The sequence below is a fragment of the Rhodococcus sp. NPDC057014 genome (assembly GCF_042673295.1).
Classification (GTDB): domain Bacteria; phylum Actinomycetota; class Actinomycetes; order Mycobacteriales; family Mycobacteriaceae; genus Rhodococcus_F.
Map to the genome: position 1 here is coordinate 1 of NZ_JBHUSF010000052.1, position 13,764 is coordinate 13,764.

12 protein-coding genes are annotated in these 13,764 nt (G+C 69.0%); 1 reads left to right on the forward strand and 11 read right to left on the reverse strand.

Annotated features, from left to right (window positions below):
• Positions 1 to 19: 19 nt before the first annotated feature.
• The 4 genes from ACFTZB_RS13430 to dapB are packed head-to-tail and all read right to left on the reverse strand — an operon-like array spanning position 20 to position 3,021.
• Positions 20 to 1,252 (reverse strand): winged helix-turn-helix domain-containing protein, encoded by a 1,233-nt coding sequence (locus tag ACFTZB_RS13430; RefSeq protein WP_378432156.1) that lies wholly within the window; start codon positions 1,250 to 1,252, stop codon positions 20 to 22.
• Positions 1,253 to 1,298: 46 nt separating this feature from the next.
• Complete coding sequence (locus ACFTZB_RS13435; protein WP_378432157.1) at positions 1,299 to 1,757, reverse strand: flavodoxin family protein; 459 nt, start codon at positions 1,755 to 1,757, stop codon at positions 1,299 to 1,301.
• Positions 1,758 to 1,786: 29 nt separating this feature from the next.
• A complete protein-coding gene (locus ACFTZB_RS13440) occupies positions 1,787 to 2,266 on the reverse strand; it encodes a hypothetical protein (RefSeq protein ID WP_276136603.1) in 480 nt (159 codons plus the stop codon).
• Positions 2,263 to 3,021 (reverse strand): 4-hydroxy-tetrahydrodipicolinate reductase, encoded by a 759-nt coding sequence (dapB, locus tag ACFTZB_RS13445; protein WP_378432158.1) that lies wholly within the window; start codon positions 3,019 to 3,021, stop codon positions 2,263 to 2,265. The genes ACFTZB_RS13440 and dapB overlap by 4 nt, the downstream gene beginning before the upstream one ends.
• A 276-nt stretch (positions 3,022 to 3,297) precedes the next feature.
• On the opposite strand from dapB, the gene ACFTZB_RS13450 reads away from it, so the two are divergent.
• A complete protein-coding gene (locus ACFTZB_RS13450; RefSeq protein ID WP_378432159.1) occupies positions 3,298 to 3,552 on the forward strand; it encodes a hypothetical protein in 255 nt (84 codons plus the stop codon).
• A 15-nt stretch (positions 3,553 to 3,567) separates the two neighbouring features.
• Here ACFTZB_RS13450 and ACFTZB_RS13455 read toward each other — a convergent pair whose 3' ends face one another.
• From ACFTZB_RS13455 to ACFTZB_RS13485, 7 genes are all read right to left on the reverse strand, one after another.
• Positions 3,568 to 4,674 carry a zinc-binding dehydrogenase gene (locus ACFTZB_RS13455; protein ID WP_378432161.1) on the reverse strand — a complete coding sequence of 369 codons (1,107 nt, stop codon included), beginning with the start codon at positions 4,672 to 4,674 and terminating at the stop codon, positions 3,568 to 3,570.
• Positions 4,675 to 4,710: 36 nt separating this feature from the next.
• Positions 4,711 to 6,057 (reverse strand): M16 family metallopeptidase, encoded by a 1,347-nt coding sequence (locus ACFTZB_RS13460; protein WP_378432162.1) that lies wholly within the window; start codon positions 6,055 to 6,057, stop codon positions 4,711 to 4,713.
• Positions 6,058 to 6,130: 73 nt separating this feature from the next.
• Positions 6,131 to 6,862: a respiratory nitrate reductase subunit gamma gene (gene narI, locus ACFTZB_RS13465; RefSeq protein ID WP_378432163.1), complete on the reverse strand. Its 732-nt coding sequence runs from the start codon at positions 6,860 to 6,862 to the stop codon at positions 6,131 to 6,133.
• 1 nt (position 6,863) lies between these two features.
• A complete protein-coding gene (gene narJ / locus ACFTZB_RS13470; protein ID WP_378432164.1) occupies positions 6,864 to 7,517 on the reverse strand; it encodes a nitrate reductase molybdenum cofactor assembly chaperone in 654 nt (217 codons plus the stop codon).
• Positions 7,514 to 9,172 carry a nitrate reductase subunit beta gene (gene narH, locus ACFTZB_RS13475; RefSeq protein WP_378432165.1) on the reverse strand — a complete coding sequence of 553 codons (1,659 nt, stop codon included), beginning with the start codon at positions 9,170 to 9,172 and terminating at the stop codon, positions 7,514 to 7,516. The genes narJ and narH overlap by 4 nt, the downstream gene beginning before the upstream one ends.
• The gene (locus ACFTZB_RS13480; RefSeq protein ID WP_378432166.1) at positions 9,172 to 12,858 is read right to left on the reverse strand and encodes a nitrate reductase subunit alpha; all 3,687 of its coding nucleotides are present in this window, start codon (positions 12,856 to 12,858) and stop codon (positions 9,172 to 9,174) included. The genes narH and ACFTZB_RS13480 overlap by 1 nt, the downstream gene beginning before the upstream one ends.
• Before the next feature lie 162 nt (positions 12,859 to 13,020).
• The gene (locus ACFTZB_RS13485; protein ID WP_378432168.1) at positions 13,021 to 13,692 is read right to left on the reverse strand and encodes a HemK2/MTQ2 family protein methyltransferase; all 672 of its coding nucleotides are present in this window, start codon (positions 13,690 to 13,692) and stop codon (positions 13,021 to 13,023) included.
• Between the last annotated feature and the right edge of the window lie 72 nt (positions 13,693 to 13,764).

Here is a 13,764-nt window from a genome sequence, read left to right on the forward strand (position 1 = left end):
GTCGGCAGCCCGACGTTTCTCACGCTCCTCGTGGCCGCGACGCCTCGGCCGCGAGGAGCGCACCGAGGTTGCCGCGATCGTCCACCCGGATGTCGTCCAGGCCCAACCACGTTGCCATTCTTCGCAGTTCCGGGATCAGCGCCTCCACCACGTGCCCCGGACTCCGGTCGGGTTCGACGAACGCGGATCGCACTTCGAGCGTCCCCGACCCGCGGTCGGCCTTGAGATCGACTCTCGCGACCAGTTCCCCGTTCAGCAGGAACGGGAAGACGTAGTACCCGTGGACACGTTTGTGCGCGGGGGTGTAGATCTCGAGGCGGTACCGGAAGTCGAATATCCGCTCGGTGCGGGGCCGGCAGAAGACCAGCGGATCGAACGGGCACAGCAGCGCCGCCCCCTCCACCTTCCGGGGAACCCGGACGTCGCGGTGGACGAATGCCGGTGCCTCCCAGCCCCGGACGCCGACCCGTTCGAGCACACCGTCCTCGACGAGGTCCTCGACGGCCGCGGCACTCTGCGCCGGCGACAGCCGGTAATAGTCGCGCAGATCGGGTTCGGTGGCGACACCGAGGGCCCGCGCGGACCGTTGCACCAGGCCGCGGACGGCGTCGTCCTCCGAAACATTCTCGGCGAGCACCGCTTCCGGCAGCACCCGTTCCGTGAGGTCGTAGTGACGGGTGAAGGCGACCCGCTTGTCGACGGCCAGCGCGCCGGACGCGAACAACTGCTCGCACACCACTTTGGTGTCGCTGCGATCCCACCACGGACCTTTGCGGTCGGGCCGGTCGACCTCGAGATGTTTCTCCACGTCGCCCGCGCTGCACGCACCGACGGCGCCGATCACGTCGAGCACGTCGGCGGCGAGCGTGGGATTGCGGTCGAGTACGCGGGATTCGCCGGACCAGCGTCCGTGCCGATACCGGTGCATCCGCCAGCGCAGCAGCGGCCAGTCCTCGACCGGGATGAACGCCGCCTCGTGCGCCCAGTACTCCGCCAGCATGCGGGGTGCGCGGGCGGAGTGCGACCAGGCCGCCGAGTCGACGAGCCCGCGGTCGTACACCCCGAGACGGCTGAACAGTGGGACGTAGTGGGCCCGCACGGCCACCGACACGGAGTCGATCTGGAACAGCCGCACGCGGTCGAGAATCGAGCGGACGTGCCTGCGCGTCGGTGTTCCGGCCGGCTTCCGGTCGGCGAACCCCTGCGCCCAGAGCGCCGTTCTCCGGGCCGCGGCGGCGGTCATCTCACGCATGCCCGCAGCTTGCCATCGGCCACCGACACAGTCGACGGCGACGTGGTCAGGCGTCGTCGGCCAGCGTGACCGCCACCGTCGCGCCGAGTTCGTACAACCGCTCCCGCGCGCCCGCGTCGAGAGATCCGGTCAGTTCCAGTGTCTCGGCGACCTGGGTCAGCGCCAGCCCGGTCACGATCTTCTGCACCGACGTCACGGCCCCGGCGGTGTCGTTGTTGCCGTGCACCCAGAGTCCGTAGGGGCGCCCGGCGACCGCGTCGAGGCACGGGTAGTAGACGGTGTCGAAGAAGTGCTTCAGTGCACCCGACATGTAGCCGAAGTTGGCGGAGGTCCCGAACAGGAACCCGTCGGCCTCGAGGACGTCGGGGACGGTCGCGCCGAGTGCGGGGATCGACTTCACCTCGACACCCTCGATGTCGGGGTCCCGGGCGCCTTTCAGCACGGCTTCGAGGCACTCACGGGTCACCGGCGACGGCGTGTGGTGGACGACGAGTAGCGACTTCACAGTCGTCAGCGTACGACCGGTTCCGTGCCCTACCGGCCGGACCCGGCTTCCCGTTCGACGCGTTCGAGTTCCACGGCTCGTTTCATCGTTTCCCGTGCCCGGCCGCGGTCGCCGGCGTAGTCGTAGGCGCGCGCGAGCCGGTACGAGTTCCGCCAGTTGTCCGGGTCTGCTTCCCATTCGGACTTGACCTGCTGGAACAGTGCGTCGGCCGCGTCCCGGTCGATGCGGCCCGACGGACGCTTCGGGAGATCGGTGACGTCCAGTTCGAGTCGCTCGTCGGCGATGCGGCGGGACAGATGCTGATGCTGGAATCCGGCGCGGAGCGTGGCGTAGACGATCCAGGCACCGAGGAACGGCAGGATCAGGACGCCGATACCCAGGCCGATCGCCGCTGCCCCGCCGTCCTGGATCAGCTCGATGCCGCGCTGCCCGAGCAGGACGAAGTAGAACGCCAGGGCCGCGACCAGCAGTCCGATCGTGACGACGGTCTTGGTCGAGCCGTCCTTCACAGGTCGAGAAGGGGGTCGATACCGACGGTGAGACCGGGGCGGGAGCCGATTTCCCGCACACCGAGCAGGACGCCGGGGGCGAAGGAGTTGCGGTCGATCGAGTCGTGGCGGATGGTCAGCGTCTCGCCCTGCGTGCCGAGGATGATCTCCTGATGGGCGACCAGACCTGCGAGCCGTACGGAATGGACCCGCACGCCGTCCACGTCGGCGCCGCGCGCACCGTCCAGTTCGGTGGTCGTCGCGTCGGGGCTCGGTCCCACGCCGGCCTTGCGGCGTGCCTCCGAGATGAGGGCGGCGGTCCGGTAGGCGGTGCCGGACGGCGCATCCGCCTTGTTGGGGTGGTGCAACTCGATGACCTCGACGGAATCGAAGAATCGTGCTGCCGCTTCGGCGAAGCGCATGGAGAGGACGGCGCCGATCGCGAAGTTGGGGGCGATCAGGACCCCGACGTCGGGGCGCTCGGTCAGCCACGACCGCACGGTGTCGAGCCTCGTGTCGTCGAACCCGGTGGTGCCCACGACGGCATGAATGCCGTTGGAGACGAGGAACTTCAGGTTGTCCATCACCACGTCGGGGTGGGTGAAGTCGACGACGACCTGCGTGCCGGCCTCGGCGAAGGACTCGAGCCGGTCGCCGTGATCGACCTCTGCGACGAGTTCGAGGTCCGGTGCCTGCTCCACCGCCTCGCAGATCGCCCGTCCGACCTTGCCCTTGGCCCCGAGAACCCCGACCCTGATGGGTGCTGCTGCGCTCACTTCTCCACGCTCCGTCCAGTCACAACGATTCGCCCGAAAGCCTACGCAATCGCCGGGTGCCGACCGCTGTGCAGGGGCGGGGTGAGAGACCTGCGTCTCGTCCTCGCGCGCGGCCGCTCTCGTATTCGGCGTGCCACTGCGCGCACGGTGTCGCGCGCGGCAGGTCGCCGCTCGTCACGATCTCCACACTCGCCTCCACGGCGCGGGCATCCCAGCGCCGGACCTTGTCCACATCCGTCGTCGGTACCTGGGCCTTCGAACCTGAACCGCTCACTGGTGGCGGCAGAACTCCCCGTGCTCTTCGGACACGGGCTGACCATGTGGGGCTACGTCGTGCTGCTGGCACTCGACGAGCACCCGCTGCGCACTCAGCCTGCGCTCGCGGAGACGATCGGCGCCGACAAGACCCGGATCATCGGTGTGCTCGACGACCTGCAGGACCGTGGTCTGATCAGTTTTCTGGCCGGCCTGATCGCGTTGTCGGCACTGTCCGTCGAAGACGTCACGGGGCGCCCGAGCGACTCCGACTGACGGAATCCGCGCGAATCAGTCGAACACGATGATCTGCCGGATCGCGTTGCCGTCGGCGAGTTCGTCCATGCCGCGGTTGATGTCGTCGAGCGTGATGCGGGAGGAGATGAGCTTCTCCACGGGAAGCTTCCCGGAGCGCCAGAGGTCCTCGTAGATCGGGATGTCCCGGGACGGTACCGCCGAGCCGAGGTAGCTGCCGATGATCGTGCGGGCCTCCGCCACCAGGGTGAGCGGGGAGATCGACGACTGCGCGTCCGGGCTCGGCAGTCCGACGGTGATCGTCGTGCCCCCGGGAGAGGTTGCGCGAACAGCCGATTCGAACGCGCGGGCGTTCCCGGCGGCCTCGATGACGATGGGCGCCCGGACCCCGGCTTCCTCGAGTTCCGCCGGGGTGTAGACCGCGGTCGCTCCGAGTTCGCGGGCGGTCTGCAATTTCGCGGGCACGGCGTCGACGCCGATGACCTCGCCGGCGCCTCGGGACACGGCCGTCAGGATCGCGGCCATTCCCACGCCGCCGAGTCCGACGACCATCACGGCCTGGCCGGGTTGCGGGTCGCCCGCGTTGAGGACGGCGCCGCCGCCGGTGAGGACGGCGCATCCGAGCACGGCCGCCACGTCGGCGGGGACGTCGTCGCCGACGGGAACGACCGAGCGCCGGTTGACGACCGCGTGCGTCGCGAATCCGGACACCCCGAGGTGGTGGTGCACGGTGGCGCCGCCGCGGTGCAGTCGCGCTCCCCCGTCGAGTAGGGTGCCGTCGTTGTTGGCGCTGGTGCCCGGCACGCACGGCATGCGACCGTCGGTGGCGCAGCCGTCACACTCTCCGCAGCGTGGAAGGAACGTCATGACCACGCGCTGCCCGACCGTGACGTCGTCGACGCCGGCGCCGAGTTGCATGATCCGTCCCGCCGCCTCGTGCCCGAGCAGCATCGGGACCGGGCGCACGCGGTTGCCGTCGACGACGGACAGATCGGAGTGGCACAGACCCGCCGCCTCAATCCGGACCAGGATCTCGCCCGCACCGGGCTCGTCGAGGTCGAGTTCGGAGATCGAGATCGGCGCCGACTCGGCGAACGGGCGCGTTCTCCCGATCTCCTCGAGTACCGCTCCACGGATCTTCATGTCGGGCTGCTCCTGTCGGTGTTCGGCGAATCCTCGTTACCGGACGATGCCGCGCACCGAGGCCGGCAGGTCGCGCTTGCGACGATACGGTCCGACGACGGCGGCGGCGAACGGGCGCTGCAGCAGGACCCTCGCGACGTCGCGGACCTCGTCGGTGGTGACCGCGTCGATCTTGCTCAGGGTTTCGGTGATGCTGCGGTGATTGCCGTAGTTGAGCTCACTGCGACCGATGCGGTGCATCCGGGAACCCGAATCCTCCAGTCCCAGAACCAGTCCGCCCCGCAGCGAACCCTTGGCGCGGGCGCACTCGGCGTCGGTGATGCCCTCGGCGGCCACGTTCGACAGCACCTCGCGGATCACCGTGGTGACCTCGCCGAGGTTCTCGGGCTGGCACCCGGCGTAGATCGAGAACGCGCCCGTGTCGGAGAACGTGTCGATGCCCGAGTACACGGAATAGGCCAGGCCGCGGATTTCCCGCACTTCCTGGAAGAGCCGGGAGCTGAGCCCGCCGCCGACGGCGGCGTTGAGGACCGACAGCGCCCAGCGGTGGGCCTCGTGCCGCCCGAACGCGCGCACGCCGAGCGAGAGGTGGACCTGTTCGCTGTCCCGGTTGGTCAGACTGAGTGCCGGCTCCGTGCGCAGGCGCAGGGTGCCTGCGCGTCGGGGAGCCGGTTCGGACGCCGAGTCGAGGTGCCCGGCGAACGCGCGCCGCACCAGCTCGACCGTGTGTTCGTGCTCCACGTTGCCGGCGACGGCGACCACCATGCGCGGCGGAGTGTAGCGCCGCACGTGGAACGAGTGGAGTTGGGTGCGAGTCATCGATTCGATGGATTCGACACTGCCGATCACCGGCCTGCCCACGGGATGGTCGCCGTACAGGGCGGTCAGGAACGCGTCGCCGAGGAGGTCCTCCGGGTCGTCGTCGCGCATCGAGATCTCTTCGAGGACCACCTGGCGTTCGACGTCGACGTCGGAGGTCCGGCAGCGGCCGCGCAGGACGACGTCACTGACGAGGTCGATGGCGAGCGGCAGGTCGTCGTCGAGCACGTGCGCGTAGAAGCAGGTGTGCTCCTTCGAGGTGAAGGCGTTGAGCTCGCCGCCGACGCCGTCCATCACCTGCGCGATGTCGAGAGCGCTGCGCGACGGCGTGGCCTTGAACAGCAGGTGCTCGAGGAAGTGTGCGGCCCCGGCGACGGTGGGTTGCTCGTCACGTGATCCGACACCCACCCAGACGCCCACGGACGCCGATCGGACACCGGGAACGTATTCGGTGACCACCCGGAGCCCGCCGGGGAGCACGGTGCGCCGGACGCCGGCATCCGGCTCGTGCAGGGTCGGCGCTTGGGTGAGTGCGGCAGTGCGGCTGCGATCGATCTTGGCCATGTAGTGGTTCAGCGGTCCTCGAAAGCTGGGCGTCGTCGAACGGCAAACTTTACACGCGGCCCCCGACCACGGTTCACCAGCCTCGACGATGTGGTTGCGAGCCGATGAGCTCGCCGTTTCGGGCGACGTCGCGGCTGCGGTAGACGATATAGGGACGGAACAGATAGGCCACCGGAGCACTGAAGGCGTGCACGAGCCGGGTGAACGGCCAGAGGGCGAACAACACCAGCGCGATCGCGACGTGGACGTGGAAGGCGAGTGACGCCTGCGCCATCAGATCGCCGCGGGGCTGCAGGATCCAGATCGACCGGAACCACGGCGATACCGTCTCGCGGTAGTTGCTCTCCTCGCCGACGACGCCGGATCCGAGCAGGGTGGTCGCCAGCCCGGCGACGATCGCGGCGAGCAGCACCGCGTACATCAGCTTGTCGTTCCAGGTGGTCGCCGTGAACACCGGACCGCGGGTGCGCCGCCGGTACACCAGAACGAGCGCACCGGCCAGGGTCGCCACCCCCGCGATCGTGCCGAGCACGAGGGCCTGGACGTGATAGGCGTGCTCGCTCATCCCCATCGCGTCGGTCCACGACTGCGGGACGACCAGGCCGATGACGTGGCCGCCGATCACGACGAGGATGCCGAAGTGGAACAGCGGGCTGCCGATCCGCAGCAACCGGCTCTCGTAGAGCTGCGAGGAGCGGGTGGTCCAGCCGAACTTGTCGTAGCGGTACCGCCACCACGTGCCCACCACGAAGATCGCCAGCGTCACGTACGGCACGATGTCCCAGAACAGTTCACCGGCAAACATGTCAGGTCGCTCCTTCGCGGCGCGGTGGAACGGTCAGGGTGAAGGGCTCGAGCCCGACGGCCTCGGCGGGCGGCCCGGCCGCGGCGAGTTGCCGCGCCCGCACCACGTCCCGGTCGGAGGCGGGCGGCAGTGTGCCGCACACCGCCGCGACGACGCCGGCGTACGGCGAGCCCGTCTCGCCGAGCGCCGCGTGCAGCATGTCGAGCGGAACCCGGTGCGCCGACAGGAGTCCCGCACCCGCGGCGGCGTCGACGAGCGCGGCGAACTCGAGCACCACCGTCAGGTGATCGGCCGACTCGTCCTTCGGCGGTTCGACCCCGGCGCGGCGGTACGTGTCGGCGAAGGCCAGGATCTCGCGGCCGCGGTTGCGGGTGTCGCCCGCGGTCCAGTACGTCAGATACAGCGTCGTGCGGCGGCGGAGATCGAACGTCTCGACGTACTGCGCTGCCGCCACATACGGGTCCGTCTCGCACAGGAAGCGATGCGCCTCCGCGAGCAGCCGCCTCGAATCGGGCGGCAGGTGCCCGAGGATGTCGGCGACGACGTGGAGACGCTCGTCGCGGCCGTCGTCCGGATACGCGAGCAGCAGTGCCGCCGCGTGCCACACCAGGCGATCGCGGGTGGCCGCGCGCCGACGGCGGAACAGTCCGGTCACGACTGCTCGCTCCGTTCCGGGAACATGCCGGCCGGGGCGCCTTTGCCGTCCCAGTTCAGCAGGTTCACGCGGGACGGGTGGCTCGCGTTGGCGGACATCTCGCCGGTGGTCTGCCGCTCGCGCAGCGCGTGGAATGTCTCGACCGCCACGGGGACCGGGCCGCCGCTGGCTTCACCGAAGGGACCGGACCCGTGCATGCCGGGGCCGCCCTCGAAGTCGAGAGCGCATTGCGTCGCCGTCTCCTCGAGGCGGTGTCCGTCGGCGGCGTAGGCGGTGGGGATCACGTACCGCTCTTCGTATTTCGCGAGCGCCAGCAACCGGTACATCTGGTAGATCTGTTCCTCCGTCATCCCGACCGCGGCCGGGATGTGGGGCTGCGGCTCTCGGCCGAGGCTGATGTCGCGCATGTACGACCGCATCGCAGCGAGGCGGCGCAGGACGCCGTCCACCACCTCGGTGTCGCCCGCGGTGAACAGTCCCGCCAGGTACTCGACCGGGATCCGCAACGAGTCGAGCGCACCGAACAGGTTGCCGACGTCCTCGCCGTCGTGACCGTCGCGGCTGACGGCGTCGACGACGGGCGACAGCGGCGGCACGTACCAGACCATCGGCATCGTCCGGAATTCCGGATGCAGCGGAAGCGCGACCCGGCAGTCCGTGATCAGGGCGTGGACGGGCGAATTCTGGGCCGCCTCGATCCATTCGTCCGAGATTCCCTCCGCGCGGGCGCCCTCCACAACTGCGGGGTCGCGGGGGTCCAGCAGGAGGTCGAGTTGCGCCTCGTACAGGTCCGTGTCGTTCTCCACCGAGGCCGCGGCCAGGACCTTGTCGACGTCGTAGAAGAGCAGGCCGATGTAGCGCAGCCGGCCGACGCACGTCTCCGCGCACACGGTCGGCAGTCCCACCTCGACGCGCGGATAGCAGAACGTGCACTTCTCGGCCTTGCCGGTCTTGTGGTTGAAATACACCTTCTTGTACGGGCATCCGGACACGCACATCCGCCAGCCGCGGCACTTGTCCTGGTCGACGAGCACGATGCCGTCCTCGGACCGCTTGTACATCGCCCCCGACGGGCAGGAGGCGACGCAGGACGGGTTGAGGCAGTGCTCGCAGATGCGCGGCAGGTAGAACATGAACGTCTCTTCGAGTTCGAGCTTGACGGTGTCGCTCACCTTCTTCAGCACCGGATCGTCCGGAAGGATCTCGGGCGAACCCGCGAGATCGTCGTCCCAGTTCGCCGACCACTCCACCTTCATCGGCCTGCCGCTGATCAGGCTGCGCGGCGCCGCGACGGGTATGTGCTCGCCGAGCGGGGCCCGGGTGAGGTTCTCGTAGTCGTACGTCCAGGGTTCGTAGTAGTCGTCGATGGACGGCATCTTCGGGTTCGAGAAGATCCGCGAGAGCTTCTTCCACCGGCCGCCGTCCCGCAGGCGTAGCCGCCCCTTGCCGTCCCGCACCCACCCGCCGCGCCACTTCTCCTGGTCCTCGTAGGTGCGCGGATAGCCCTGGCCGGGCCGGGTTTCCACGTTGTTGAACCACACGTATTCGGTGCCCGAGCGATTGGTCCACGCCTGCTTGCACGTCACCGAACAGGTGTGGCAGCCGATGCACTTGTCGAGATTCATCACCATCGCGAGCTGAGCCATGACACGCATCAGTACGTCACCTCCTGCGAGCGACGGCGCACCACCGTCACCTCATCGCGCTGGTTCCCGGTCGGCCCCAGATAGTTGAACGCGAACGACGTCTGCGCGTAGCCGCCGGCCATGTGGGACGGCTTGATCAGCAGCCGGGTCAGCGAATTGTGGATGCCCCCACGCTGTCCTGTCGTTTCGGTGAGTGGCACGTCGATGGTGCGTTCCTGCGCGTGGTAGACGTAGACGACGCCGTCCGGCATCCGGTGCGAGACGATCGCCCGGCACACCACCACCCCGTTGCGGTTGACCGCCTCCACCCAGTCGTTGTCCCGCACCTCGATCTGCGTGGCGTCGTTCGGGCTCATCCACATGGTGGGCCCACCCCGCGACAGCGACAGCATGAACAGGTTGTCCTGGTACTCGGAGTGGATCGACCACTTCGAGTGCGGGGTCAGATAGCGCACGCTCAGCCCGATCCCGCCCTGCCGATCGCCCACGGCGGGTTCGCCGAACAACCGGGCCATGTCGAGCGGCGGGCGGTAGATGGGCAACTGCTCCCCCAGTTCCTCGATCCAGTCGTGGTCGAGGAAGAAGTGCATGCGCCCGGTCAGCGTGTGGAAGGGCTTCAACTCCTCGATGTTCACCGTGAACGGTGCGTACCGGCGACCGCCGGTCTCGCTGCCCGACCATTCGGGGCTGGTGATCACCGGAACAGGCCGGGCCTGGGTGTCGGCGAACGTGATCCGGCGCTCCTCGCTTCCCTCGGCGAGGTGCGCGAGCGGCCTGCCCGTCCGCTTCTCCAGTTCGCGGAATCCCTGGACGGCGAGTCTGCCGTTCGACGTCCCCGACAGCGCCAGGATGGTTTCGGCCATCTTCTCGGCGGTGTCGAGCGCCGGACGACCCGCGGCGACACCGGAGTCGAGAACACCGTGCTCGGCGGCGAGTTCGCGTACCTCTCGGTCCGGATGCGTGGTGACGCCTTTGGTGGTGAGCCCCGCCGACTCGACGAGTGGGCCCAGCGCCGCCCACTTCTCGGCGACGGCGGGATAGTCCCGTTCGACCACCACCAGCGGCCCCATCGTCCTGCCCGGGACCGGCGTCTCACCGCGCGCCCGCCAATCCTGTTCGGTGCCGCCCCGGTACGCCATCGCTCCCGGGGTGTCGTGCTGCAACGTGCCCATCACGACGTCGCGGCGCACACCGAGATGCCGTCGCGCCAGCACGCTGAACGCCTGCGCCACCGCACCGAAAGCGTCGAAATCGGAACGGGTTTCCCACGGCGGGTCGATCGCCGGCGAGAAGGCGTGCAGGTACGGGTGCATGTCGGTGCTCGACAGGTCGGACTTCTCGTACCAGGTCGCGGCGGGAAGGACGACGTCCGACAGCAACGTGGTGGACGTCATCCGGAAGTCGATGGACATCAGCAGGTCGAGCTTGCCCTCCGGGATGTCGTCGCGCCACGTCACCTCGTTCGGACGGAGGTCCTCGGGCGTGGGTTCCGCCTGCAGATTCGACGACGTGCCGAGGAGATGACGGAGAAAGTACTCGTTTCCCTTGCTCGACGAACCGAGCAGGTTCGCGCGCCACACACTCAGCACCCGCGGCCAGTTCCGCGGATCGTCCGGGTCGGTGAGCGCGAATTTCAACTCCCCCGAGGCCAATCGGCTGGTCACGTGCTCCACCACGTCACGCCCCTCGGCCTCGGCCTCGTCCGCCAGGTCGAGGCTGGAGCGGTCGAACTGCGGATAGAACGGCGTCCACCCCATCGAGACGGCCGACGTCATCACGTCCATCGTGTGCCTGCCCCGGAAGTTTCCCCGGCCGGTGGGGCTCGCGAGGGCGTCGGCGCGGTACCCGTCGTACCGCCACTGGTCGGTGTGGACGTACCAATACGACGTGCCCGCCATCTGGCGCGGCGGACGACTCCAGTCCGTGCCCATCGCAACCGTCGCCCATCCCGTGACGGGTCGGCACTTCTCCTGCCCGACGTAGTGGGCCCACCCGCCGCCGTTGCGGCCCATCGACCCGGTGAGCAACAGCAGGCTCAGCACCGCCCGATACGTCGCGTCGCCGTGGAACCACTGGCAGATCCCGGCGCCCATGATGATCATCGAACGCCCGCCCGAGTCGACGGCGTTGGTCGCGAACTCGCGGGCGATCCGGATCACCTGCGCCGCCGCGACCCCGGTGATCGGCTCCTGCCACGCCGGGGTGTACGGGGTGCCCGCGTCGTCGAAGCCGCCGGGCCAGTCACCGGGAAGCCCGGGCCGCACAACGCCGTACTGGGCGAGCAGGACATCGAAGACGGTGCACACCCGAAGGTCGCCGACCCGGCGGACCGGCACACCGCGCACCAGCGTCTCGCCGTGGCCGTCCGGGGTGTCGAACCGCGGCAGGTGCACCGCGGCGGTCTCGCCGTCCCCGTCGGGCCCGGCGACCGTCAGCGCGGGAACGACGTCACCGAGGTCCAGGTTCCATTTCCCCACGCCCTCGTCGCCGTAACGGAATCCGAGGGAACCGTGCGGCACCACGACGTCGCCGGTCGCGCCGTCCACCAGGACGGGTTTGAACGCGGCGTTCTCGCTCGTGTCCCCGAGATCCGCGGCCGTCACGGTCTTTCCCGGAACGAGGCGGCCGTCGCGTTCCTCCAGTGCGATCAGGAACGGCAGATCCGTGAACTGCCGCACGTAGTCGACGAAGAACGGCTCCCGCCGCGGCACGAAGAACTCCGACAGGATCACGTGTCCCATCGCCATCGCCATCGCGCCGTCCGTGCCCGCCGCGCACGGCATCCACTCGTCGGCGAATTTCGTGTTGTCGGCGTAATCGGGGCTGACCGACACGACTTTCGTTCCGCGGTACCGCACCTCGGCCATCCAGTGGGCGTCCGGCGTCCGGGTGACCGGAACGTTGGAACCCCACATCATCAGATACGCCGCGTCCCACCAGTCGCCGGACTCGGGAACGTCGGTCTGGTCGCCGAACACCTGCGGCGAGGCAACCGGCAGGTCGGCGTACCAATCGTAGAACGAGGTCATGACGCCACCGAGAAGTTCGACGAACCGCGATCCCGCGGCGAACGACACCATCGACATCGCGGGGATCGGTGAGAACCCGGCGACGCGGTCGGGACCGTATTCCTTGATGGTGTGCACGTGCGCCGCGGCGATCATCTCGGTGGCCTCGGCCCAGGTGACCCGCACGAGCCCGCCCTTGCCCCTGGCCTGCTGATACTTGCGGCGACGTGCGGGGTCGGCCTGGATGTCGGCCCACGCGTCCACCGGATCACCGAGACGCTCACGCGCCTCCCGGTACATTTCGACGAGAACCCCGCGCGCGTAGGGATACCGCACGCGTGTCGGCGAGTAGGTGTACCAGGAGAACGCCGCTCCGCGGGGGCAGCCGCGGGGTTCGTACTCCGGGCGGTCCGGACCCACCGACGGGTAATCGGTTTCCTGGGTCTCCCACGTGATGATCCCGTCCTTGACGTAGATCTTCCACGAACACGATCCGGTGCAGTTCACGCCGTGGGTGGACCGCACCACCTTGTCGTGGCTCCAGCGGTCCCGGTAGAAGACATCGCCCTGCCGCCCGCCTTCCCGGGTGACGGTGCGCAGGTCGTCCGAGAACACACCCGGGGTGAAGAAGCGCCCTCCCCTGAGCAGGGCTTCCTCCGCGGGACCACCGGTGTGCGGGATGACCACGTCTGCTCTCCTTCAGGTCGAGTGGGCCGACGCCGGATTCGGGGTCCGCGCCGACTTCGATACCTTGCGAAGTCCTGAACGCACCCGTCCATGGAACCGCAGTTGCCGCGCGATCGTGGCGAATCGGACAAACACCGGAATCGGGTCGATGCGCTCGCCGGGTCAGTGCCGCGTGTCGCCGGACCGCAGGTCGGTCGCCGCCAGCACCGCGATGCGCTCGGTGCGCTGGCCCGGCCGGATCATCTCCCGTGCCTCCAGCATCCTCGTGCGGGACGTGAGCGCGGGACCGAACGGCACGTCCTCCGCCGCCACCACGTCCACCCGCAGTCCCCGTTCCTCGAGCATGGCCCGCGTCTTGTCGACTCCGTTGAGCGTCGACTGGACGAGGAGCAGCGTGCCGCCGGGAGCGAGGAGGTCCGGGGTTTCGCTGCAGATCCGGTCGAGCACGGCGCGCCCGTCGATGCCCCCGTCCCAGGCCCGCGCGAGAACCCGGCCCGGCCTGGCGTCGTCGGTCGCCGGCGCGTACGGCGGGTTGGCCACCACCACGTCGAAGCGAAGAGTCCGGACCGCGTCCACCAGATCGCCCCGCACCACACGGATCGTCCGGCGGTTCAATGTGGCGTTGAGCCACGTACTGATCGCGGCGCGGCGGGATACGTCGACCGCGGTCACCCAGCCGGCCCCCGCCGCACACGCCTCGACACTCAACACGCCTGTGCCGCAGCAGAGATCGAGCACGCGGGTGCCCGGGCCGAGTTCTCGGGTGGCCAGCACCTCGGCGAGCAGCCACGTGTCGCGCTGGGGGCGATACACCCCGGGTAGACGAACGAGCATGATCGGCTCCCTCCCTCACCGTTCCCTACAAGCGTGGCCAGTACCGCGAGTTACACGCAACTCGACACGGCC